The organism is Streptomyces sp. NPDC059009, assembly GCF_042740175.1.
GTDB lineage: Bacteria > Actinomycetota > Actinomycetes > Streptomycetales > Streptomycetaceae > Streptomyces.
In genome coordinates this window covers 19,510-42,452 of record NZ_JBHYJB010000033.1, presented here as the reverse complement: position 1 = coordinate 42,452, position 22,943 = coordinate 19,510, and the positions used below count along the sequence as shown (strand labels likewise).

The window sequence follows — 22,943 nt, the reverse complement described above, 5'->3', positions numbered from 1 at the left end:
TCCCCACACGCTCAGCTGTCCCGTACCGGCAGCGCGCGTACGGCCTCGATCGTCTCCACCGGCCGCGCGGACGCCGACGCTTCCCGCCCATGGTGGACCAGGCCCACCGCGGCCTCACGACCCAATAGCACGCCACAGTCGAAGCCGTCGGCGCCGTGGAAGGACGGCAACGGCACCACCGCCTGTGCCTCCGAAGCCACGAAGAAGCGCTCCAGGGCCTCCGCCCGCTCCACGATCCCGACGTGTAGCGTCTTCACACCATGGTGGCGCGCTCCCGGGTCACGCAGCTCCAGCAGCCGCAGCAAATGGTCCACCAGCGCGCGATGACGTGGCGGCCCGTACAGGACGCGGTAGTGCACCAGGTCCGGCTGCTGGGCCACCGCCGTCTCGATCGCGGCCAGATAAGCCTTCTCCCGCGATCGGCTGCCGGTGACAACCAGCTGCTCGCGCGCCCCTGTCACGACCTCAACCATTGCTTCGATCAACTCGGTCCACCGGGTGAGGACCTTGACGACCACCGTCGTGCCGGTGGCCTCGAGCAGGCTGGGCGCCTCGCCGTCCTGGTGTGCGAAGAGCACCTCCGACCGCTCCCGGTACAGCGTGCACAGCCCAGCCCGATTGCGATTCCCCGTGCGCTTGCGCCCCGACTCCCACGCACTGACTAGACTCGCATCCGCCGCCAGCCCCGTGATCGCGTTCAACGCGTCCGCGGCCTCCTCCTGCGTCATGTTCCGCGCCTGCCGCGCCCGTCTGAGCGCCGACTCACTGCCCGCGTCACCAGCCATGACCAGCCCCTCGTCGCACGGACCGCCTGTCTAAGTCTGCTGTACCCAGGGCGAGTTGCACATGCCCCCTCTCAAGCCTCAGGGAGGCACAAACGGTCAAGGCACCCTCGATGAGGAGTGGGGGAGTACTTGGGCGGCTCGTTCTTCGTTTCGCGAGCGCCCGGGTGACGTCGTCAGCCTGTTCCGGCAGCGTTCGCTCGATGCCGCGCCCGTGCGCGCTCCACAAGGTCCGTGTGGCGCTCAGCCCAGCTGACGAAGGGGGCGACGGCGGTGAGGAGTTCAACAGCAGCTGGAGTGAGGCGGTAGTGAGCGTGGTACGGGAAGCTGTCCTCACGCTCGTGCGTGATGAGCTCCCGCTGCTCCATGCGTCGCAGGGTGCGAGTGAGGATGCTCTCCTGCAGGTGCCTACGCCTGGACGTCCAGCCGTCGTTCTTCGTCCGCTCCCGCACCCTGCTGAGAACGACCGAGTACTGGGCGGGGCCTTCCGACAATGCCACCAGGATGTCTGGAATCCACTCGCCATTGATCATCTGACGGAGGTCGCGAAATCGCTCGGTGAAGCGCGCGTCCTCCGGGGCGAGGGTGTCATCCTCAGTGCATCGGTTCTGACGGCCCCCGAATAATCGTCCGGTGGACCATCTTGGTGCGAGTAGCCTCCGAAGATGCTTGCGGTCGGACATAGTGTCTCCCCGTGGCGAGTGATAGGTGAGTCAGGCTAGGGCATTCCAAGTGCAACCGTGGAGGGTTTCGCACCGCGTGACTGGAGCCTCATCGTCGACAAGTACTTTGATCAGCAGCTTGCTTGCGGTTTCCAGTGGATCTACTCATGGGGGTTCCGCTTAGAGGGGAAGCCCTTCATGGGTAGTTGTTGCAGGTGCGATGCCTCTTGTTCTCCCCTGTGTGCCGCTCAACTCATCGTGTGATGTTGGGTGGCTGGGAGATTTGGGCGAGGGGCGGGCAGAGGCAGGCGATATGGCGGCCCAAGGTGCTGCCCGGCGTCCGCGTGTTGAATTGGCGGTTGCCACTTTCACTTTCGAATCTGCCTGTGGTCGTCCGGTTACGGACGGGGATTCTCGTCCTCACGCAGCGTCGTAGCGCTGGCTCGTTCCGCGTCGATGCGATCGGCGATCTGGCGCGCCCACTCGCGGCTGTACGGCGTGTGCTTGGCGATGGTCATCAAGGGCACGCCCGCGGTGCGCGCGTCGGCGATCAGTTCGTCGAGTGCGCGGCGCGTCTTCTCGTGGGCGGTCGTTGCGCGCTCCAGTTTTCGGAGCCACTGGGCCTCGACTCGCTTGTCCGGGCGTGACGTCATGGCCCGCATCGTCTCACGCGTACTGCCAAGTGACTAGGCAGACCTACTAAAGAATCAGCGCCAACTTTGTTGCGATCTAGGGCGGTGAGCGAGACACTGAAAGTGCCAAGAAAGTTGGCATTCCAGGTCGAGGTGATCGCGATGGAAACTAAGATCTGTGAGGCAGTTGATGGCGTAAGTCGGGGTCGCGTAACCGTCGCTGACTACCTCGCCGCTCAAGGGCTTCCTGCCGATTGGCGCTTTGCGAGCGCCTTCGGTCGGGTCGCCGCCGAAATGTTCCGGCAGGACTACGGCCGCGAACCTTCGCTGGCCTTCCAGCTGATCAACGGCCACTTCCGCAGCGTCATGGCGTACCGCCTGTACGAGGTACACGTGCTCGCTACAGCGTGGGAGACCTACCCGCGCACCGCATGCCTTCCCGTACTTACAGCCTGAGAGGGCGTCATGTCTGACACCCTGTTCCGCTTGCTCGACATGATCGAGCCGTGTGATCTCGTCATCTACCACGGATCGATCAAGAGCCACCACGGCCTCTGGCTGGCCCTTCCGTGTCAGTGCCTCAACTGCGCGGTTGCCGATGAATTCGGTCTTCCCCTCACGCGATTCGCACTTGCGGACCCATGGGGCGAGTTGGCCGGACCTCACCACGTGCGCCGCGCATCCATCACCAGGTCGGTGGCCTGCCTCTGACTCGCCATGAACTCGGACTGACGGGGACACATCTCGGCGCGGCGGACCAGTCGCCTGTCGCGACCGGCTGCCGAGCCGCCCACCCAAGGGAAGATCCCCAAGGGGGACATCATGAGCATCGACGTCAACACCCAGTTCTTCAACGATCGTTCGGCCCGCGTCACCGAGGCTCGCGCCACGCGACGTGACGACGGCTCGTACGAAGCCACTGTCGGCTACGACCGAGGCGAGGTCATCGGGAGGGACGGCCTCGACACCTCGCTCGGCACCGCCGCCCTGTACTCCTCGGTCCCGGCCTGGCACGGCCTGGGCAAGGTCATTCCCGGTGGGATCTCGGATATCGACACTGTCCTGGATCTTGCCGGAATCGACTTCCAGGTGCAGCGGGTGCCTGCGTTCTACCTGTGGAATGGCGAACTGCGCCAGCATCAGGGCAAGTTCCATACGGTGCGGGACGACACCGGAGCCGCGCTCGGTGTGGTCGGCGGGGTCTATGAGCCCATTCAGAACCGGTCGGGGTTCGAGTTCCTGCAGGAACTGGTCAACGACTACGGCGTGGTCTGGGAATCCGCCGGGGCCCTGCGCGACGGGCGCAAGATCTTTGTATGCATCCGACTGCCGCGCAACATCGCGGTCGACGCTGCAGGGATCAACGACGAGATCGTCCCGTTCATCGCCGTGATCAACTCCCACGACGGCCGCTCGCCGCTCTCCGCCGTCGTCACCCCGTGGCGGCCCGTGTGCGGCAACACCGAACGGTTCGCTGTACGAGACGCGTACTCGCGGTGGACGGTGCGGCACACCAAGGGAGCGGGGGACCGCATCAAGGAAGCCCGTCGCGCGCTCAAACTGTCCATCGCGTACTACGAGCAGTGGGCTGTGGAGGAGACGGCACTTGCCCGGACCGACTGCGCGATCGACGAGTTCGACCGGCTCGTCGGCGAGCTGTGGCCGCCGGACGACGACGCGTCGCCTCGCACCCGCCGGGCCGAGGAGCGCCGCAGGGATCTGCTCGCCGACATGTTCACCATCGAGTCGCAGAACATCGGCCGCACCGCCTACGCCGCCGAGCGCACCGTGACCGACTACCTGGATCATGTCGCCCCGCGCCGTCCTGGAAAGACCATGACGGAGGAGATCGCCCGCGCCACCGCCGTCATGGAAGGCGTTGACGACCAGATCAAGTCCAAGGCGCACGGCCGCCTGATGGCCCTGCGCACCGCGTGACATCACCGTACGGCCGCGCCCCGCTCCAGTGCCCCATGCCGACTTTGGGGCGCGGCGCCCCGCACTCGCTCCTGGAGACGACCATGTGCTTCGACCTGGAACTGCAGAACCCGCCGGGCGGGATCGTCGGCATGCGAATCAGTGACGACGTGGCCGCCGCTGCCCGCCGAGAAATGGCAAAGCTCGGCATGCTCACTCCTGACGTGCCGCCAGACGAGCCCGCCCCCGAGGACTACGGAACAACCAGCGTGCGGATCGACTCGTACCTGGACAGCGGCGGCACTGAGGTACCGCCTGACCTCGAACCATTCGTGGACGCGCTACATGACCTGTTCGACTCGCAGGGAGAGAACCCAACAGGGATCCCCTGCTACAAGCTGATCACCCGTGATGGATGGTTGGTGACGCCCGATGAGATCACAGCCGCTCTCGGTTGCTGGACGGCCGCATCGCAGGAGCACCGAGACGGCGTGCGCAGCTCCCTGACCTGGTGGTCGGAGTGGATCAGCTTCCTGCAGCGTGCGAGCGAGCATGGCGGGTTCCGCGTCTGGTAGCAGCTCTACCTGTTCCGTCGGGGCCTCGTAACCGAGGCCCGACTCCCACCAAACAGAGGGTCCCGTCATGGGTTTTGGCACCTGGCCTGGCATCCTGAGCCCGCGTTCGGAATAGCGCTCCACAAGTTGAGCACGAATGAGGCATGGCTGGTCACCCCGGAGGAGATCGCAGTGGCTTTGGAGAGCTACCGCACGCACGAGGTCAACGAGACGAGAGTCGTTGTCGGCGACTCGCTGGACCACTGGCTCCTATGGATCGACTACTTGGAGCGAGCCCGGAGCCACGGAGGATTCCGGGTCCATTGAATTGGCCGGCCAAGCAGCTCGCGGCTCCGAGGGCTCCCGGAGCAGCTCAGACGGTGCTCCTCGGCGCACGGGCGGCCGGACGCGTCGCTCCCATGTAGCCGTCAGCGTGATGGCGATACGCCGTGATCCTCACGGACGCGTTGCGATGGGGCGCGTCGATCATTTTGCCGGCGCCGATGTAGATCCCGACATGATCGGCACCGTTGGTGCGATGGCCGTAGAAGACGAGGTCGCCGGGTATCAACTTCTCGTTCTCACCAACGCGTGGCCCAGCCTGGTACTGCTCGGCCGCCGTGCGCGGCAGAGCGATGTGCGCGGCGGTGTAGGCCGCCTTGGTCAGCCCTGAGCAGTCGAAGCCGCCGTCCTGACGGCCGTTCCCGCCCCAGACATACGGTTGGCCGAGCTGCGCGAGAGCGTAGCGAACGGCTGTGACCGCTGCTGGGCTACCCCTGGGAGAGTCGTCTGCCGCAGCGCGTCGGTATCGAGCGGCTTGGGCGAGGACATCGGAGACGTACCAGTCGGCGTGGTTGTAGGTGAACACCGCCTTCCGCAGATCCCGGTTGCCTCGAGCGCCGGAGTCGCAGAGGTAGGCGGCGGCAGCGTAGATCGCGTCGTGAGGGTCGTACGGCGATGGGGGAGTGTGGCCGCCCGGCGGCGGGGGCGACTTTGCGATGACGCTGTGGAACGTCGTGGGCAAGAACTGCAACGGCCCTCGTGCGCCTGCTGAGTTCGCGCCGCTCCGTACTCCGGGAAGTTGCGAACGTCCGTGATCGGACTCGATCTTGCCGATGGCGGCCAGCACGGACCAGTCCAGGCCGGGGCACGTTCGGGCCGCCGCGGAGTACAAGGCGAGGAAGCGACCTGGGATATCAGCCAACGCAGTCAGGCCGGGGCTGCTACCACCACCCGCGACAGCAGAGAACACCCCAGCGGCCCCGGAGACCACGAGCACTATGAGGAGGACGAGCGCGCCCAGAAGTGCCCCCATGATCCTGATCATTGGACGTCACTCCCCGGTGTCCGAGAGAGCGGCCCCTGGGGGCATGGGGAAAGGGGATCGCAGCTGATCGTGCGCTGACGCGTCCGGAACAAGTGGAGCGGTTGGGGACAGCGTGGGCAAGTGACGCCAGAACTGGCCCAACTCCCATAGCTCCAGCCGAGGATCTGGGTGGGTGGCTTCCAGCGGGAGCCACTGCGGAGCTTGCGGATGCGGCGAGTTCGACGAGCCGCAGGACGCGGTGCGTGCGGTGTGCGCAGTGGCCACTGGTACAGCTGGCATGCAATCCAGTGCCGTCAGGGCGGCGGCCAGAGTGGCCCGCGCAGAGTCCTCTCGTGCCTGGTTCGGGAGAAGGAACAGGACGGGTGTGACGATGCCGGTCTGCTCAGCGAGATCGCCGTAGCCTACGAGCTTGGCGCACAGCCGTCCCAGCTGCTCGGTGCCGAGGTCGACTTCGAGAAACCATTCGGTTTCGCCATGGTGATCTCTCCAGCGCCCGTATGCGTCCGGGCGCACGACGTCGCCGAAGTGGCGTGCGCACTGCGCTTCGGACCACCAAGTGGTGAGTGTTCCAGGTGTGGTCATGTGGCGTGCCCGGTGAATCAGCGAAGTGAAGTAGTTGTTCGTGGCGATGGTGTGGGTCAGTCGTTGTGAGTGGGCGATCCCGAGGGCACGGGAGTGGTCGTAGGCCAGGCGGCGGGGCTCGATTCCTTCCTCCCGAGCGAGCACGGCGGCCCCTGCGCGGTCGATGAGGTAGTGCATGGGCGCCGTGCCATGGGCCACGAACGGTTGGAAGCGGTCGAAGACCCGCCACTGGTAGAGCCGCAGCAGCCGCATGTTGGCGGCGCGGCGGGACGGCCAGGCAAGTTGCGCGATCTGGTGAGTGGTGAAGACCCGGTGGGCGTACAGCATGCGGATCAGCCACCGGTCGCGCGGGGTGAGCCGTCCGGACAGTTCGGCCAGGTGCGTGCTGCTGGTCGCGGTACGTGGGGTGACGTGGCGCGAAAGGCGGTCTCTGAGGGCTCCTTGGGGCGCGGTACAGGTCGTCGTCATGTCGACCATCTCTCTTGTGAAGGCGTATCGGTTCAGGCGGTGCGGCGGGGATCGGCCGCGGGTCGGGATGCGGGGTGGGCGAGCGGGGATTGAACGCTCGGTCGGAGTGCTGATGCCGCCGCCTGTCTGATCGCTACGTCTCGTCCGGCTACGGGTGGGGGCAGCTGCTCGGTGCGGATGGTGAAGGCTGGGGTCTCCCTGCCGTGCACGACAGGTCGTATCGCCGCGTGAAAGGCGGGGAGGTGGGTGAGGTCGTACTCGGTGAGCCGGGGCGCGGTGTGCCAGGCCAGGCTTCGGGCGTCCTCCGGGCTGGCGTTGAGGAAGACCTTGGTGCGGGCGTTGGCGCTGACGCCTGCTTCGAGTTCTCGCGGAAGCTGACGCAAGTACTGGTGGGAGAGCGTCAGCGAGAGCCGGTAGCCGCGGGCCGCAGCGAGCATGTCCGTCAGGGCGTACGGCAGGTGGAGGAAGTGGTGGCACTCGTCGATGTAAAGGGCGCAGTCACGCCGCTCGGACTGTGGCAGCCGGTCGCGATGGATGGCTGACTGCCACGTGCGTGCGACGACGAGCGAGCCGACGAAGGCCGCTGTTTCGGCTCCGAGGGTGTCCTGGGAGAGACGGACCAGGCAGATGCCGCCGTCGAGGACGGAGTCCATGTCGATGGTGGATGACCCTCCGGTGAGGGTGTCCCGGACAAATGGCCGTAGCAGCAGGGCCCGAACCTTGTTCATCAGGGGCGCCGTGACTACAGCGCGGGCTTGATCGGAGAGCTGCTCGTACCAGGTCCAGAAGCCGCGCAGCACCTCGTCCTGCACGTGGCTCACTGCCCGGTGTCGAAATGCCGGGACTGTGAGCAGCCTGGGGAGGTCGCGGAGTGTGGGTGTGCCGGGTAGCGAACACAGGGTCAACAGGCCAGCGCGCAGGATGTCGTCGGTGCGTGGTCCCCAAGTTGCCGCGTAGATACGCGAGAAGACGGACATCAGGTGGTTCACGCTGCGCGCCGGATCCGGCCCGTCCAGCGGGTTGAGAATGGGAGGCGGGGTGCCACAGTCGGCGTCGAGGAGGACTGTCCGCGACGCCATGTGGAGGGGCAGACGTGTAACGACGTCGGTGACCAGATCTCCCTTTGGATCTATGACTACTTGGCCGCGCCCGGCCTTCGCGTCCGCGAGGATCATGTGTGCCATCAGCTCGGACTTGCCTGCCCCGGTGGGACCGAGGATGTGTACGTGGTGCCGGGCGTCGGGGACGTACAGGCCAACGGGGCGCGGACGCCCGGAATCTGCGACGCCGAGGGGCTTGACGTGGGATCCGCTCTCGGCGACCTCGGGTGGTGGAGGCAGCGAACGAGCGGGTGCTCTGGACATACCCGGTACGAAGTCGTCCCAGGGAAGGTGCGCGAGAGCGGAGATTTCCGGTACCGACATCAAGTCGCCCTTGCCAAGGCTCCGTTCAGCGAGGTCACGGCGAGAGGGGCGCCTTGTCGTCGGACGGTACTCGTTGTGCTGGGTGAACGTGGCGAACGCCCCGACGACGGCTTGAGTGAGGCCCCGTAGCCGAGGGCTGGCCTCACTGTTCGGGGAAGCGCCGGGCAGGTCGATGGCGTACCTGACTCGCGTCTCGTACACGGTGCCCTGAAGCTTGTCCACGATCGCGCGGTCTGTGGCGGACGCCGCCAGCGCCGCCTGGTGGTCGGACGGGACTGCTTGCCGTGTGAGACCTGGCGTGACCAGGTCCAGGATGCGTCCAGAGAGCCGTGGCGAGGCGCCGTCACGCACGGACCGGGCTGCTCGACGAGCTCGGTGCGTCCGATGAACATCAGCTGGGCGCGCCACGATCTGGACCATCACCCGCTCCCCGACATGGAGCGCGGCCGGTATGGAAAGCAGCGCCCGGAGCGGATCAGCCGGGAACGCGGTGCGGACAGGGAGGGCTTCGGCGCGGCCTAGGCGTAGCTCGCCTCCCGTGCTCCCACCTTCTGAGGCGGCCCCTTCGGTGGGGACGGCCATCGTGGCGTTTTCGGTTCGGATGCTGGCGCCGGGCCAAGCGGACTCGACCGCCCGCTCCACCAAGCCGCTTGGGATGGCGGACGGTACCCACAGACCGATGTTGATCTCGTCCCGCCGGAACACGTACTCCCACGACAAGTGGGCCCGTCGGTCGCGATCGTGAGTTCCCTCGGCACCAGCAAGACCCGCCACGTTCGCCCAGAACATCTCCGCGCTTTGAGGGGAGACCGTCGGCGGCATCAGTACGTGGACGAGCCGTGCTTCGGCAGGGAAGCGGGGCCCGCACCGATGCCGCCGCCGGTTCCGGAGCGCGACCATCCCCAGGGTTCCGAGTAGGAGGGCGCAGAGGGCTGGCCTGTTGTCGGCGCGCGCCCAGCTGGGGAGTTCGGCGAGGGACTGCAGTGCGTACATAACGGACTCCTAGCCTTCTGCGGTGGGCTGCGATCAAGCGATTCCGAGGTCAATCGGCTGGCTGAGGTCGTCGTCGAAGGGGTCGACGACATCGACAGTCCGGCCGTGCGCGGGCTCCGCGAAGGCGTGGTCGGAGTAGGAGGCGAGCTCAGCCGGATCGGTGGTCACGAGGAAGTGCTCGGTGGGGGAGGCCAGCGCCTGGAACGCGACCCGCTCGGTCCCGGTGGACAAGAGCCCCTGGCCGCGATCGGCGGAGAGCACGAACTGCCGCTCTCCCAGCGATAGTTGGAAGGTCCTGGTGATCTCGTCCACGGCTTGGGGCGCTTGGCGCAACAAGATCTGTGTGGTGGCGTTGGAGACGACAGCTCGGCCGAGGTCGGACGCGAGCATGTCCGCTGAGTCCTGGGTGGCGACGGTCAGCCCGGTCCAGTACTTGCGGCCTGCCTTGGCCATGCGGAGGAGGAAGTCGGCGCCTGCGGGCTGACGCATCAAGAGCCACGCTTCGTCGACGACCACGAGCTGTGGCCGGCGGGCGCCAGGATGGGACACGTGGCGCCATACGGTGTCGAGCGTCAACAGCGTGCCGAGGGGCTTGAGTTCGTCCGGCAGATCACGAAGCGAGAAGGTCACCAGGTGGCTGTTCGTCTGGGTGGTGGTCGGTCCGGAGAACAGGCTGGAGAACGCCCCGCGAACATACGGGTGCAGTCGCGCGGCGAGCGCGGACGCTGTCGGTTCACGGGTGTCTGCGAGGACAGCGGCGAGGTCGGTGAGGAGGGGAGCGGGGCGACTCCAGGTCTTCGGATCCGCGGTGATCCCCAGGCGTCGATAGGTCGCGGTGATCGCCTGGTCGAGGGCGGCCTGTTCTGCCGGGGTGAGGCGATCCTGGAGCAGGACGTTCAGGAAGGTGTGCAGGAACAGGGAGCGTCGTAGGAGGGCGTCACGCGACGCGGTGCGTCGCCCATCGGGGGCGGTGTGCACGGGAAGATCGAAGGGATTGAGCCTCACTCCGTCGGCTCCCAGGTGCACGTAAGCACCGCCGACTGCCTCGGTGAGGCGCGCGTATTCGTCTTCCGGATCGACGACGTGAATGTCCACGCCGCGGTACAGCGAGCGCAGCAGTTCCAGCTTGACCAGGTAGGACTTGCCGGCGCCGGACCGCCCGAGAACCACTGAGTTGTAATTGTCGAGGGCGAAGCGGTCCCAGTGGACGAGGCCCCGGCTTCCCATGTTGAAGCCGTAGAGCACGCCGTGCGCGACATCGCTCGCCGCCGGATCAGCGGGAGGGAGATCCGGGCTGGTGAAGGGGAAGGCGGCGGACAGGGCCGCCGTGTCGAAGGTTCGCCGCATGCGGATCTGATCGAGCCCCAGGGGCAGGCCGCACACCCATCCTTGGAGACTGCGATACGTGGTTGGCTTCGCGTCCAGGAGGAGGCTGGCGGCGAGCGTGCGCACCGCGGCGGCTTCGTCGACGAGCTCCTCGTGCGAGTCGGCGTGGACCGTGAGGTACAGGCCGAGGCGGAACAGCTTTCCTTCACCGCGGGCCACGCTGGCGGACAGGTCGTACGCGTCTTCCGTGGCGGCCTCGGCGTGAGGGTCGAGGAGCCGGCCCTTGTCCTCGCGGTGGCGACGGCCCGACTCAAGCTTGGCGAGCTGGCGCTTGAGTCGGCGCGCCGACGTGACAGGGTCGATGGGTTCGACATGGACGGAGACGTCCACGCGGCCCGGGTAGGTGAGGAGTGGTTGCAGCCACCCGGGCTGGGCCTCGCGTGGGTAGCCAGTGATCGCGAACGAGGCCACCCAGTCGCTTCCGACCTCGATGTGGCGGGCGCTGACCCCGACCGTGTCCGGGGTGAAGCCCTGGGGCACGACGCCCATCTCGGCTGGATCCGGATGCCGGGCCCGTCTCCTCAGAGCCATGTCGCTCGCCTCCTTGAGCGGGCGGCCGCCGAGTCACGCGCCTCCTCGTCGTGCGCGGCGGAGGTGATGACCTCATCGGCCCCGGCGTAGTCGGCGTGGGGAGGGATTCGCCTGTCGGGTTGGCAGGCGGCAGCCAGCACGGCCGCGGTCTGCTGTGCATCGAGCGGAGTCACGGAGATCCCCGCGGGCTGAAGGAGATCCACGGCTTCATCGAGTCTGCGCATCAGGCGCGCTTCCGCGGCGCGGCGCTGTGCGTCACCGACCGGCCGTGGCCTGTGCGTTGCTGCTCGGCGTGCGATCAGAGTGTTCCGCAGGGTTGCGCCGCCGAGACCGTCGACAGGCCCGGATGGCGCGAGAGGCTCACGCAGGACCAGCAGGACCTGGCGTCGCAGCAGATGGGCCGAGTGGTCGAGTTCAGCGAGATAGTCGGCGTGCTCAAGGGCCGCCCGTTCCAGAGCCGGATGCGGCAAGTTCGGTGCTCGGTTCTGGAGTTCGGCGATCGGAGCGGAGAGATCGAGGCGTTCCGCCCTGACCAGTATCTGCACGGGCGCGGTGAGCGAGTGCAGGTACCGGCCGAACACGGCGACGAGGGCGTTCTGCTCCGCCGGAGTACGCAAGGCGAAGTTGACGGTGCCGCACAGGGCGATGACGGCGAGACCGTCCTGGGCAAGGTCGACGACCGAGGTTTCGGAGACGCCTGCCACTGGCAGCCGCAGTGGGGTCGGGCTGATGCCGCTGGACGGCGCTCCGTCCGAGGTGCTGTGGCGGAGCCAGGCTGGGGGCGCACAGATGCCTTCGGGGGCGAGAACGTGGTGGGTGGGCTCCAGGCGCTGCCGGAACGCGGCAAGAGTCAGCCGGTCAAGCGCGATGCCGTCTCGCTGCCCCAGCACGAGGGCCGCGACACCCACGCCGACGGGGAGCGCGACGACGAGGAAGACCGCCGAGGGCAGGAAGGCGCGGGTGACCGACCAGCCCCCGTACAACACGGCCCCGGTCAGGGAGAGGACAAGCAACTGCCGTGCGGTGAGCCCGGCGAAGACGGTGTCCTCGCGGTCGACGTCGGCGGGGATCCGTACGGATTGGGTCATCGCGCGTCTCCATTTCCTGGCCGCCGTCGTGGCGGTGGCGGTGAGCTGAAGAACGGTGGTGGGGGTGCGAAGCGGCGTGGCGGGTTGGGGGGTAGGGGCGGGGGCCGTCGCACGGGTTCTTGGAAGTGGGGCAGCGGCGGTGAGCCATGGGCTCTGCGCGGCTGAGGGAGGGGATCAACCACTGGTGGCTGAAAGCGAGTTGGAACTGGCGGAACGCCGCGCGACCGGCGCCGGGACGCGGCACCCCGTTCAGGCGGGCGTGCACCGGGCGGCAGGAACACGGGCGGACCCGGTACTGCAGTGGGTTGGGGCAGCCCCGTGGGTGGACGTGAAGGAGGATCCCCAGGGGCTCGGAACACCGGCATGGGAGGCGGGTGGTTCGCCGGTACTCGGCCTGGGGGCGATGGGGGTGTGGGGTCGAGGAAGAGCGGGTTACCTGGGGAACGCCGCAGCGCGGTCCGGCTTCGTGCAGCGCCACCGGGCCGGTGGGTAGCGACCAGGGGCGGTGCCACCGGTCCGGCTCCGTACCGGGCCCCGCCGATCCGGGTCCCACCCTGCCGTCCGCCCGAGCGCATCGCACCGAGAACTCTCGTCGCGACATACGCCTGGGCCACGCGTGTGGCCAGTGACCGTCGCGTGGAGCCGTGACTGGACCTCAGGATCCAGAACGGAATCTTGATCAGGATGTACAGCAAGGCAAGGCTGACGATGAGGTTGGCGAGGCCCGACCGGTTCGCGCCGAAGAGGCCGAAGCCGTTGTCGGGGGTGAGCAACACCCGGATCGCCGTGATGAGCGTGAGCGACTGGGCGACCTGGATGGCCAGCAGACCGCCGAAGACCCGCCACCACCATCGGGCGATGCCGTCGGTCTGCGGAAGGGCATGACACATCAGTGCCAGTGGCGCCCCGGCGACGAGGATCAAAGTCAGGGCGACGCGCACCGCGTACGTGACAAGGAGCGCCAGCAGCATGCCCGCGATGACCAGGCCGACGAGGATCGCGAACGTCTGGTCGAGAGACCCCATCACCAGACTGCGCAGAATGCGCCCCGCGCTCTTCTCGTTCACACCGTCGCTCATCACGGCGCGGGACAGGGCGTTAGCCGTCTCGATTGCCTTCTGGGCGAGGACCAGCGACAGAGCGGACGCCAGGAACCCCAGGACGACCCGGGGTGCGATCTCCTTGATGGAGTACTGGGCCTGCACTGACTCGTAGGAGGCCACGAGCACTCCGGCGAGGAGGACGAGGATGCCGTACGCAGCCAGAGTGATCTGCCAAGAGGTGGTCCACAACTCGCCGATGCGCGGCAGGTCGCGGGGCGTCGGGGTGCTCAGCAGGGTTCGTCCGAGCAGGTCGAGCAGGGGGTTGAGGGCATCCCTGACCAGGCCCCTGAAGAAGGCATTGATCGCGCCGACAACGGCGTCGGTGATCCAGCCCATGGCTCAGGCCCCTACGATTCCCTTGAGGATCTCGACGACCAGCGGGGCCAGTGCGGCGAGACCGTAGCCGTAACCGGCGTTCTTGAAGGCGTCCTTGGCCTTCGAGATCTCACCGGGGTCGCCGCCCGCCATGAGGTAGCGGAGTCCACCCAGGGTCAGGAAGACGGTGGCCAACGCGGCCAGTACACCCATGAGCCAGTTGCGGATGTTGTTGAGCACTTCGTTTATCGAACCCGCCAGCGCCAGGATCTCTTTGGGTTCGGCCACGACGGGCGTTGCCGGACCGAAGGCCACGAGCACCGCGACCGCTGCCGCGAGGAGAATCACCGAAGACGTTGCTCTGTGCGCTGCCGCCGCGCGACGGATTGCGGGGCGGGCCGCGGAGCCGGGATGCACGACGAGTACCTCCACGTCGACACGACCTACGGATGTCGGAAGACCCCCGCACTGTCAAAGGCCGGAATTGCGGCGGGTATTGGACAGCAGAAGGCGAGCCTTTTCGCGCCTGGGGCTGACAGCGCGGCGACGCCGTGTTGCGCGGCAGCGTGGCGGGCGGGGCAGGGTGACGAGGTTGGTCGTCACCTCCTCGGCCACGGGATCGTCGAGACCGCCGTCCCGAGTAGCTGTTGCGCGAAGGTAGTTGAGCAGCCGCAGCTCGGCCCGGCGCCGGGCCTTGTAGGCCGAGCATGTGCTCCGGCAGTGCTCGGTTGCCCAGACGGCCACCGGAAGCTCCTCGAGCCGGGTGACACCGATCAGGTCGGCCTCTTCACGCGACAGGACGGTGGCGCGTACGGCTCGGGCGAGCACGAAGTCTGGGTGCCCGCTCCACGGGCGCGGGGGCGTGGAGTCGAAACCTGAAGCCACTGGCACCGGAGCATCCAGAGCTTCGGACTGGGCCGCGAATCCTGCCCGAAACGCCGCCCAACGCAGCCGGGCGAAGACGCCTGGACGCCCCAGGTCGACCGTTGCCAGCGCGCCAAGGAATCCGGCGAGCACTTCGCCTTGAACATCTCCGGGGTCTGCGGGAGTCCGGATCGCGAGACGGTGGGCCGTGGCGGTGAGAGCCGGCAACGCCACCCCGACGCACGCCAGAGTCCATGCTGCTCCTTCGGTCCGGGAACGCCGCACGAGCTCCGCCCAGACGACGTCCCGGGTGCTGCGCGGACATGAGCGGCACAGCACAAGGGCCTGCAAGTCCTCCAGCCCGACCGGGCGGTTGGGGAGCCCCGGGAAGGGGCGACCGTCAACCCTCAGCGGTGAAGTGCCGGTCGCGAGCCAGCCGAAGCAGAGACGAACCGCGTCCAGAGGCAGGTGCCGATGGGGCGGGCAAGCCACCTCGTGCTCGCGCACTCGCTTCATGTGCGCCTCCTCCCGATGGAAAGGGCGGATGACGCCTTCCAGGAAGTCAGGTGCGGAGCAAGAGGGAAGCAAGTGCGGATGAGTAGATGCCGCTTGGCGCCGTTTAGGCGGAGCGGAGGTTTGAGTTAGTTGTACGTCACGTGGAAGTCCTGGCCCAGCTGCGTGAGTCCGTGCTCGGGGATCGTGAAGCCACTCCGTGTCCCTGGCCAGGGACTTTAGTGAGACGAGAAGGGTTCGTTAGGAACGGTTTGAGTGGGGTTCATCGACCCGGAGGCTTTGACTCGGCCTTCTTCGTGGCCGCTTTCCTGGCGGCGGATTGTTGGCGTCCGGGGGTGACCCGGAGGAACGCGGTGGTGATCTCGCGGAACCCGGTGTGCCCGGTGCGCGCGGTATGGCTGATGGCCCAGGTGTCCGGGTCCGCCTGCTGAGTGCTGGGTTCGGACGCGTCGCCGCAGGTGGTGCACTGGTTCTCGCGCAGGGGTGCCTGCGGCGCACCCGTGCTGTGATCGGGACGGATCGTCCATGGAGCGTGGCGAATGACTGCGCGCGTGCTCACCGGGTGCGCCCCCTCTCAGGGCTCGAGCCAGCTGTGCCTACGGCGAGGATGCGGGCGATGCGTTCGGCGCATTCCCGTTCCTGCCCGCGTTCGCCGATCTCGTAGTCGAAGCTGGTGACGTAGCCGTCGGCCACGGCGTGAATCTCTTCGGTGAGGCGGCTGTTGAGCGGGTTCGTCACGAGCAGACGGCTCTCCGCCTCGTCTACGGTGGCGTCGAGGCCGTGCGCTTCGACGCAGTGCGCCAGCTGGATCAGGTCGTCGGTGTCCACAACGCGAGCCTTCCAGCGGCTGTGCCAGGGCGGGATATGACAACCTATGACACGGAGTTGATGTTGATGCGTACGGTCGCACTGACGGGGACCCGTAACACGGAGCACCGGAGCCTGGAGGCGTACGCGGAGCTCTTCGCCGACTACCTGGGCCCGTTTGCGCCTGGCGCGCACTTCTACCTCGGTGGCGCGAAGGGGATCGACGCACTGGCGCTGCTGTGGCTGGCGGGGAACACCGCGTCGGACCTGACCGTCGTGGTCCCCGGCACCGCCGACCAGCAGCCTGCTCAGGCCCGCCAGGCCATCGCCCGCACCCGCGACCGCATCAAGGAGATCGTCGAACTCGGCGCCGAGGAGCTGACCTCGGCTGCCTTCCACGCCCGCAACGAGTGGATGGTCGACCACGCGGGCATGACGATCGGCTTCCCCCACAACGACGAACCCAACTCCGGGACCTGGCAGACCCTCAACTACACGGCCCTACGAGGGAAACCGAGGCTCGTCGTCCCCGTGTAGGCGCCGGGTGCGTCACCATGGCGGACATGGACGACAGAGCTGTCGGAGCGGCAGCGCTGAAGGCGCTGCGACACCGCCGCGGCCTGTCCCTGGCAGGTGTCGCCCGGGCGCTCATCGCGCTCGCCGAGGAACTGCGCCTGCCACCACTTCCGTCGGTGGCCAGCGTGCAGCGGTCCGTGGCCCGATGGGAATCCAAGACCCCCACTCTTCCCGACGAGCGCTACCAACTGCTGCTCGCCCACCTCTACGCCCGGACTCCGACCGGCGATCTGGCACTGGGGGAGGGCTCGGACTTCGCGGAATTCCTCGACGTGCTCGGGTACTTCGGTGAGAGCGACCGGCGGACAGCCGAAATCCGCAGCCAACTCATTCGCGTGGCCACCGACTCCGGGGGCGGGATGCTCGCGCTGCTGGCGTCCGGCGTCCGAGACGCATTGGCCTGCGCCCTCACGAACCCATTCCGCACGGACGGCGCTACCGTCGACGCGCTCGACGCGCTGGTGGCCGACGTGAATGCTCAGGTGGGCTCCCTGCCGTTCGTACGGCTGCAGCTGATGCTGGCGCCCGCCGTCGAGTCCTGCCGTCGCCTTCTCTCCGGGCCGGTGCCCGAGGAGTGGGCCTCTGCCCTTCGCGCCACGGCTATTGCCGCGTCGACTCTCGCAGGCCGCCTGGCCTTCGAGACCCGCGATGACGAGAGCTCCCGCGCGCTGTACGCGGAAGCCACCCAGCAGGCGGAGCGACTCGGTGAGGCATGGCGCAGCGCCGGCGTCCACATGAGTCACGCCCTGGTGTCCCTCTACGCCACCGAGGGCCTGGACCAGGCGCGCGGCCTCGTCAACAAGGCCGTGCGCGAGGCTCGCTCCGGAGATTCGACGCTGATCCGCGCCCGGGCCCACGCCCTGCAGGCGGAACTCGCCGCACGTGCCGGATACGAGCGCCAGGCCCAGTCCGCACTGGGGCTCGCCTGGTACGACATCGAGGCCGATCACACGCACGACCCCGCCCCATCGAGCTTCTCAGCGGGACACCTGCGTGGCTTCGAGGGAGTGTGCGAGCTCTACGTGGGGGACGCCTCGGTGGCACACGACCGCTTCGCGCGGGCGATGCAGGTGATGGCGGCGCCCCGCGAACGCGTGCAGCGCGCGATCGTCACCACGGACCAGGCCCTCGCTCGAATCCGCCTCGACGATCCGGTGGCGGCCGCCACACTGCTGCACGAGTGCGTGACGGTGGCGAGCGCGACTGGCGGCAGGGTGCCCGCGATCCGGCTGCGGCGGGCCCGCCGGGAACTGCGTCCATGGCGACGCGAGTCGTTCGTGGCCGAATTGGACGATCACTTGATGGATGTGCTCGGAAGCTGACGCCCGAGGCTAGCCACAGCTACCAGGGCACTACTGGCGACATCATTTTTCATCAACTTCCGTACGCTCTTCTCCTTGGCGTTCGCGCGAAAGGGCGCCCGGAAACGTGATGTCCGAGCGCCCTATGAACTTCACGGCGAACGTTCCGAAGCGGACGGGTCCTTGGCCCCGTCTCCCTTGACGCCCTGTCTACGTCATCAGGCGCGACGTTTCAGCCGGGTCAGCCTTGGGGGCGCCGCACGCACCGCAGCAGCAGCCACACGCACGGCACCGCGCCAATCGCCCAGGTCGGCACTTTGGAGAGCGCGAGCAGCCAGACGAGAACGCTGGCCATGAAGACGTCAGCGGCGTCTGGTTTGGTGGTCTCTAGGTTCTTGCTGTTCCAGTTCCGTGCCACGATGGCATCGTCCCTTCTTGCAGAGGTGGACACGCGGGGGTTGCCGGTCTTTGCTGGGCTCGGCGGCCCCCGCTTTGGCTTCGCCAGTAAACACGCGCTGACCAGGACGTAGTTGACTACACAGCGCAGTCTGGCCAAGTGCCCATCGCATAGTGATTGAGCAGGGAGTAGACACCGAACATTGCACGATGTTGCACAGTGTTACGGACCATCACGGACGCGTGATAGTTCTCTGACCTGCGGCTTTAGTTGACACAGCCCCATCAATTCGCGTGGATTGCTGGTTGCTCATAGCTACTTGGCTGAAACTCGTCAGCTCACACCCCAGGGCTCATCCTGCGTCCCTTCCTCTTCTTTCCAACAGTCCAGGGCGAGTTCAGATGAGTAGTTGGCTCACGACTTCGGGCTCGCGGGCTCGCTGCACAGGCAGTTCGCGAACCTCGGCTTACTCGTCGTCTTCGTCCTCCTGGTCGTCCTTGTCAGGTCCCACGGAGTCGAGCTCCTCGGAGTCCAGGAGGCGCAGCATGATGGCTGCCCGCCCGCGCTCTCCCTTGCCTTCCGTGACCTCGATGTCAGTCATGCGCTCTGCCGCCTCTATCAGGAGTGCAGCCGTGGCCCGAGCGTTTCCCCTACCACCGTGCAGTCAGAGGCAACGGAGTGAGTTGCGTAGAGGCGCTCATACGCAAGTGGTGTACCCAAGCTTGGACAAGGGCCGTCCGCCTCGGCTGAGACCGGCCCGCCCCAAAAGGGATGCGCCTGGCAGCTGGCGTTCTACACCATGCGTTGGGTCCGCCGCAGCCGCTCCCAGCGCCCCTGCAGTGCCGCCATGATGGCCCGCTCCATCGCCACGGTCACACTCCCGTAGACGCCGTCCATCCCTGGCAGCCAGTGCCCCATCCGGGCCTCGACCGCGACCCTGGGATGCCCGTCCTCGTCCAGCCACTGCTTGTGGCCATGGCGCACTAGGTACAGGCGCTTGCCTTTGTAGCGTGCCACTGCCCGGATCGCGGGCCTGGGCCGCCGCGCCCAGCGGTCCTTGCGCTCCGGGGCGCCATCGGCGATGGGGCGCCAGTAGTAGGTGTCGAACGCCGCCGACCCCAGGCTGTTGCCCTTGAGGCCGGGGAACACCCAGGCGCTGTCATGGCTGGCGAGTAGCTTCTCCAACAGGTCCGCCAGGAAGGGCGGGATGACCAGCGGACGGAAGCTGCCGTACTTCGGGGCGAAGAACTGCAGCGTGCTGTCCTTGTACTGGACTTGGCGCTCCACACGGATCGCGGGCATCAGGTCCTCGCCCTTGCCGTAGCGCTCCATGTCCTCCGTGTAGCGGTCCTCCTCGTCCGGGTCGGCGCGGGGGTCGCAGGCGGGCCAGTTGGGGTAGCAGTACTCGCGCGTCAGCCCGTACAGCTCGGCGGGGCGCATCCCCGTCATGGCCATCGTCCAGATGAAGACGTAGCCGGGGAAGCCGAGCAGCACCTCGGCGTTGCGGGCCAGCTGCTCGACGTCCTCTTCCCGCATGTCCGCCTTGCGCTCGCGCCGCTTGGGCGCGTAGCGGCCGCGGCGCTGTTTGCGCTCGGCGGGGGAGACCTTGAGCAGGCGGGGCACGGCGTCGTCGAGGACCATCCGCAAGACCATGATCACGTTCTGTGCGGTGCCCTTGGAGACCGACCCGCGGACGTGCTTGGCGAAGGAACGGTAGGCGAGGACGTCGATCTCCGCGACGGTCTTCTGGGCGAAGTACGGCCGGATGTGGGCTTCGATGCGTGAGCGGTAGGTCTTCTCCGTGAGGTGGGCGTGGTCGAGGGCGGCGAGCCACTCGTCCAGCCAGTCCGTCATCAGGATCGCGCCCGCGCGGTTGCTGACGTGGAGGCCGTGGCGGATCTCGTAGAGCTGGTCCTGGCCGTATGCGAGGGCCTCGTCCTCGTCGGTGAAGCCGCCCCTGGACTCGTACCGCTTGCGGCCGTCGGCGTAGTACTCGCCGCTCCACCACCGGATGCGGCAGGTGTCGCCGCGCCACTCGATATAGAGGTTCTGGTGCACGCCGCTCACGTCGCACCCCCTCCGCTTCCGGGCGCTGGGTTCACTGTGGCCCGCCCCCGGGGACGTCTGCCCGGCCACCCGGAGAACGGAGTACGGGAGTGGACCATGGCGTCGGACCCGGGGGAGAGGTGGGAGAAGAGTGGGAGTCGATCATGTGTAACCAGGTCTGACTCAGGCCGACTTGAGCTGACCCGGGATCCCGCTGTGCCCTCCGTGCGCCGTCCCGCTGCCCCCTCCCCGTCACACGCGTGACGGCTCCCTCGCCGACGCCCCACCCCGCCGCACGGCAACTCCCCACCCCACCCCCCTTGCACCTTCACGATATGACGGTTAGTCATATACCTATTAGGCATACGAGAGGCCCCGCACCGCCCCAACTCCCTGGAGGCACAGTGAAGTTCTCCGTCATCTTCGAGGCCCAACTGGCCGACCCCACCGTCGAGCGCGAGCACCAGCTCTTCCACGACAGCGTCGAACAGGCCGTGCTCGCCGAGGAGATGGGGTTCGACCGGATCTGGGCGGTCGAGCACCACTCCCTCAAGTGGTACGCGCACATGAGTGCCCCGGAGATCTTCCTGACCTGGGTGGCCGCGCGCACCAGCACGATCCGGATCGGGCACGGCGTCGTCTGCATGCCGTTCAACTTCAACCATCCGGCGCGCGTCGCCGAGCGCGCCGCGACGCTCGATCTGCTCTCGGGCGGGCGGCTCGACCTCGGTGCGGGGCGGGGTGGCACCGTGCAGGAGACCTCGCTGTGCGGGGTGGACAAGGAGCGCACGGCCCAGGAGGTCGAGGAGGCGCTGCGGATCATCGGGAAGGCGTGGGAGGGGGATGAGTTCGAGTATCACGGGGAGCTCATCGACATCGATCCGCACCCGATCCTGCCCCGGCCCCGGCAGACCCCGCACCCCCCGCTCTTCCTCGCGTGCAGCCGCACCGAGACCCTCGCCCAGGCCGCCGAACTCGGCGTCGGCGCCCTGGTGATGGGCTTCGCGGGGCCCGAGTCGATCGCGGAGATGAGGGCGGCGTACGACACCGCTGTCGCCGCCCGGCGCGGTGACCGGTTCGTGTCGCGCGCCGTCAACGACCACTTCTCCGTGCTCTGTCCGACCATCGTGCTCGACGACGGGGAGACCGCCCGCAGCGTGGGCATCCGCGGACAGCGGTTCTTCGCGCAGTCCATCGGGCACTGGTACGGGGGCGCCGGGATACCGGACGAGGCCGTGGTCGAAGGCACCGACGAGGCGGCCGAGATGCGCAAGGCCGCCGAGCAGGTCGTCGCTCGGCTGCACGAGCAGAACATTCCGGTGCGCCCCACGTCCACGGCCACGTTCAACGCCGAGCACGCCTACGGCACCGCCGACGACGCCATCGCCTACGTCGAGCGGCTCCGGGACGCGGGTGCCGACGAGATCATGTGCCTCATCCAGATGGGCACCGTGCCGCAGGAGGCGTGCCTGGAGACGCTGCGGCAGTGGGGCGAGAAGGTCATCCCGTACTTCCGGTCCCAGGAGGCGGACGAGGCGAACGCGACGGACGGGGCGGGGGTGGCCTGAGTGTCTGCCGAGCCCGACCGCCTCACCCCCGCCGCCCGCCCCCTCGTGGACGCCCTGACCGCCCACTTCCCCGACCTCGGCCGCACCGTCACCGACGCCGTCGAGGCCCGGCGCATCCTGGCCGCGGCCCCCGCGTCCCCGGTCGAGCCGCCCGCCGTCGGCGCCGTCGAGGACCGGACGATCCCGGGGCCGCCGGGGGCGCCCGACCTTCCTGTACGGGTCTACCTGCCTGACCCGACGAGCGTGCCGCAGGACCCGCAGGACCCGCAGGACCCGCAGGCGTCGCGGCCGACCGTCGTCTTCTTTCACGGCGGCGGGTGGGTGATCTGCGGGCTCGACACCCATGACGCGACCGCCCGCGGCCTGTGCCGGGAGGCGGGGGCCGCCGTGGTGTCCGTGGACTACCGGCTCGCGCCCGAGTTCCCGTTCCCCGCCGCCGTCGAGGACGCGTACGCCGCTGTGTGCTGGGCCGCCGAGCACCTCGGTGAACTGGGCGGTGAGCAGGGGGCGTTGGTGGTTGCCGGAGACAGTGCGGGCGGCAATCTCGCCGCCGTCAGCGCCCTCGCCGCCCGCGACCGGGGCGGGCCGGACATCGCGCTCCAGGTCCTCGTCTACCCGTCGACCGACGCCAGCCGCTCCTGGGACTCGTACCGCCGCAATGCCGAGGGCTACTTCCTCACGGCGGCGCACTGTGAGTGGTTTCTGAGTCAGTACGTGGGGGAGGGCGGGGGCCGCCACGGCGACGGGGACGGGAGCGGGGGTGCGGACGGGGCGAGGGACGCACGGAGGGATCCCCATCTCTCGCCCGCCCTCGCCGACCTGCGCGGCCTCCCGCCCGCCCACGTCGTCACCGCGGGCTGCGATCCCCTGTGCGACGAGGGCCGGGCCTACGCGCGGCTCCTGGAGGAGGCCGGCGTCGTCGTCACGGAGGGGTACTTCCCGGGGATGTTCCACGGATTCTTCGGGTTCCCCGCGCTCCTGCCGGAGGCCCGGGCCGCACGGGAAGGAGTGGCGTCGGCCATCGTCAGAACCGTGGAAGACAGGAAAAACATCTCTGAAAGATAGGGCGGCGCAGGATAATTTCCCGTGACTCCCCTTGTGGAGGAG

General features: G+C 67.9%; 24 protein-coding genes and 1 pseudogene. 9 read left to right on the top strand and 16 right to left on the bottom strand.

The window, feature by feature from the left end:
• Positions 1-11: 11 nt before the first annotated feature.
• The 3 genes from ACFWYM_RS29605 to ACFWYM_RS29595 form a co-directional block, all read right to left on the bottom strand.
• Positions 12-785, bottom strand: a complete 774-nt coding sequence (locus ACFWYM_RS29605) for a multiprotein-bridging factor 1 family protein (protein ID WP_384843910.1) — start codon at positions 783-785, stop codon at positions 12-14.
• A gap of 173 nt (positions 786-958) precedes the next feature.
• Positions 959-1,465, bottom strand: coding sequence for a winged helix-turn-helix transcriptional regulator (locus ACFWYM_RS29600; protein WP_384843907.1), 507 nt, complete (start codon positions 1,463-1,465; stop codon positions 959-961).
• A 377-nt stretch (positions 1,466-1,842) separates the two neighbouring features.
• Positions 1,843-2,097, bottom strand: a complete 255-nt coding sequence (locus ACFWYM_RS29595; protein ID WP_384843904.1) for a hypothetical protein — start codon at positions 2,095-2,097, stop codon at positions 1,843-1,845.
• 84 nt (positions 2,098-2,181) lie between these two features.
• Here ACFWYM_RS29595 and ACFWYM_RS29590 point away from each other — a divergent pair, with 84 nt between their 5' ends.
• The 4 genes from ACFWYM_RS29590 (at position 2,182) to ACFWYM_RS29575 (ending at position 4,568) form a co-directional block, all read left to right on the top strand.
• On the top strand, positions 2,182-2,532 hold the full coding sequence (locus ACFWYM_RS29590; protein ID WP_384843901.1) for a hypothetical protein: 351 nt from the start codon (positions 2,182-2,184) through the stop codon (positions 2,530-2,532).
• Between the two features lie 9 nt (positions 2,533-2,541).
• A complete protein-coding gene (locus ACFWYM_RS29585; protein ID WP_384843898.1) occupies positions 2,542-2,787 on the top strand; it encodes a hypothetical protein in 246 nt (81 codons plus the stop codon).
• A gap of 111 nt (positions 2,788-2,898) precedes the next feature.
• A complete protein-coding gene (locus tag ACFWYM_RS29580) occupies positions 2,899-4,014 on the top strand; it encodes a DUF932 domain-containing protein (protein ID WP_384843895.1) in 1,116 nt (371 codons plus the stop codon).
• A gap of 83 nt (positions 4,015-4,097) precedes the next feature.
• Entirely contained in the window at positions 4,098-4,568 is a 471-nt protein-coding gene (locus tag ACFWYM_RS29575) for a hypothetical protein (RefSeq protein WP_384843892.1), read from the top strand.
• Positions 4,569-4,920: 352 nt separating this feature from the next.
• Here ACFWYM_RS29575 and ACFWYM_RS29570 read toward each other — a convergent pair whose 3' ends face one another.
• From ACFWYM_RS29570 to ACFWYM_RS29555, 4 genes and pseudogenes are all read right to left on the bottom strand, one after another.
• Positions 4,921-5,874 carry an NlpC/P60 family protein gene (locus tag ACFWYM_RS29570; RefSeq protein WP_384843889.1) on the bottom strand — a complete coding sequence of 318 codons (954 nt, stop codon included), beginning with the start codon at positions 5,872-5,874 and terminating at the stop codon, positions 4,921-4,923.
• 6 nt (positions 5,875-5,880) lie between these two features.
• Positions 5,881-6,933, bottom strand: coding sequence for a replication-relaxation family protein (locus ACFWYM_RS29565; RefSeq protein WP_384843886.1), 1,053 nt, complete (start codon positions 6,931-6,933; stop codon positions 5,881-5,883).
• 23 nt (positions 6,934-6,956) lie between these two features.
• A complete protein-coding gene (locus tag ACFWYM_RS29560) occupies positions 6,957-7,745 on the bottom strand; it encodes a hypothetical protein (RefSeq protein WP_384844136.1) in 789 nt (262 codons plus the stop codon).
• A gap of 303 nt (positions 7,746-8,048) precedes the next feature.
• Positions 8,049-8,288 (bottom strand): annotated as a pseudogene (locus ACFWYM_RS29555) (helicase HerA domain-containing protein); the annotation flags it as partial.
• Positions 8,289-8,732: 444 nt separating this feature from the next.
• Here ACFWYM_RS29555 and ACFWYM_RS29550 point away from each other — a divergent pair.
• Positions 8,733-8,870 carry a hypothetical protein gene (locus ACFWYM_RS29550; RefSeq protein WP_384844133.1) on the top strand — a complete coding sequence of 46 codons (138 nt, stop codon included), beginning with the start codon at positions 8,733-8,735 and terminating at the stop codon, positions 8,868-8,870.
• A 504-nt stretch (positions 8,871-9,374) separates the two neighbouring features.
• Here ACFWYM_RS29550 and ACFWYM_RS29545 read toward each other — a convergent pair.
• The 6 genes from ACFWYM_RS29545 to ACFWYM_RS29520 form a co-directional block, all read right to left on the bottom strand.
• Complete coding sequence (locus ACFWYM_RS29545) at positions 9,375-11,216, bottom strand: VirB4 family type IV secretion system protein (protein ID WP_384843883.1); 1,842 nt, start codon at positions 11,214-11,216, stop codon at positions 9,375-9,377.
• Positions 11,217-11,248: 32 nt separating this feature from the next.
• Entirely contained in the window at positions 11,249-12,346 is a 1,098-nt protein-coding gene (locus ACFWYM_RS29540; protein WP_384843881.1) for a PrgI family protein, read from the bottom strand.
• On the bottom strand, positions 12,343-13,785 hold the full coding sequence (locus ACFWYM_RS29535) for a hypothetical protein (RefSeq protein WP_384843878.1): 1,443 nt from the start codon (positions 13,783-13,785) through the stop codon (positions 12,343-12,345). Before ACFWYM_RS29535 ends, ACFWYM_RS29540 begins: the two co-directional genes overlap by 4 nt.
• A gap of 3 nt (positions 13,786-13,788) precedes the next feature.
• Positions 13,789-14,196: a pilin gene (locus ACFWYM_RS29530; protein ID WP_384843875.1), complete on the bottom strand. Its 408-nt coding sequence runs from the start codon at positions 14,194-14,196 to the stop codon at positions 13,789-13,791.
• Positions 14,197-14,235: 39 nt separating this feature from the next.
• Complete coding sequence (locus tag ACFWYM_RS29525) at positions 14,236-15,144, bottom strand: hypothetical protein (protein WP_384843872.1); 909 nt, start codon at positions 15,142-15,144, stop codon at positions 14,236-14,238.
• A gap of 552 nt (positions 15,145-15,696) precedes the next feature.
• A complete protein-coding gene (locus ACFWYM_RS29520; protein ID WP_384843869.1) occupies positions 15,697-15,969 on the bottom strand; it encodes a hypothetical protein in 273 nt (90 codons plus the stop codon).
• 66 nt (positions 15,970-16,035) lie between these two features.
• On the opposite strand from ACFWYM_RS29520, the gene ACFWYM_RS29515 reads away from it, so the two are divergent.
• Entirely contained in the window at positions 16,036-16,485 is a 450-nt protein-coding gene (locus ACFWYM_RS29515) for a hypothetical protein (protein WP_384843866.1), read from the top strand.
• 26 nt (positions 16,486-16,511) lie between these two features.
• The gene (locus tag ACFWYM_RS29510; protein ID WP_384843863.1) at positions 16,512-17,846 is read left to right on the top strand and encodes a hypothetical protein; all 1,335 of its coding nucleotides are present in this window, start codon (positions 16,512-16,514) and stop codon (positions 17,844-17,846) included.
• A 220-nt stretch (positions 17,847-18,066) separates the two neighbouring features.
• Here the strand turns inward: ACFWYM_RS29510 and ACFWYM_RS29505 are convergent, their stop codons facing one another.
• The 3 genes from ACFWYM_RS29505 to ACFWYM_RS29495 form a co-directional block, all read right to left on the bottom strand.
• A complete protein-coding gene (locus tag ACFWYM_RS29505; RefSeq protein WP_384843861.1) occupies positions 18,067-18,243 on the bottom strand; it encodes a hypothetical protein in 177 nt (58 codons plus the stop codon).
• A 445-nt stretch (positions 18,244-18,688) separates the two neighbouring features.
• The gene (locus ACFWYM_RS29500; protein WP_384843858.1) at positions 18,689-18,823 is read right to left on the bottom strand and encodes a hypothetical protein; all 135 of its coding nucleotides are present in this window, start codon (positions 18,821-18,823) and stop codon (positions 18,689-18,691) included.
• Positions 18,824-19,014: 191 nt separating this feature from the next.
• Entirely contained in the window at positions 19,015-20,289 is a 1,275-nt protein-coding gene (locus ACFWYM_RS29495; protein WP_384843855.1) for an integrase, read from the bottom strand.
• A gap of 383 nt (positions 20,290-20,672) precedes the next feature.
• Between ACFWYM_RS29495 and ACFWYM_RS29490 the strand changes: the two genes are divergently transcribed.
• On the top strand, positions 20,673-21,836 hold the full coding sequence (locus tag ACFWYM_RS29490) for an LLM class flavin-dependent oxidoreductase (RefSeq protein ID WP_384843852.1): 1,164 nt from the start codon (positions 20,673-20,675) through the stop codon (positions 21,834-21,836).
• Positions 21,837-22,901, top strand: coding sequence for an alpha/beta hydrolase (locus tag ACFWYM_RS29485; RefSeq protein ID WP_384843849.1), 1,065 nt, complete (start codon positions 21,837-21,839; stop codon positions 22,899-22,901).
• Positions 22,902-22,943: the final 42 nt, after the last annotated feature.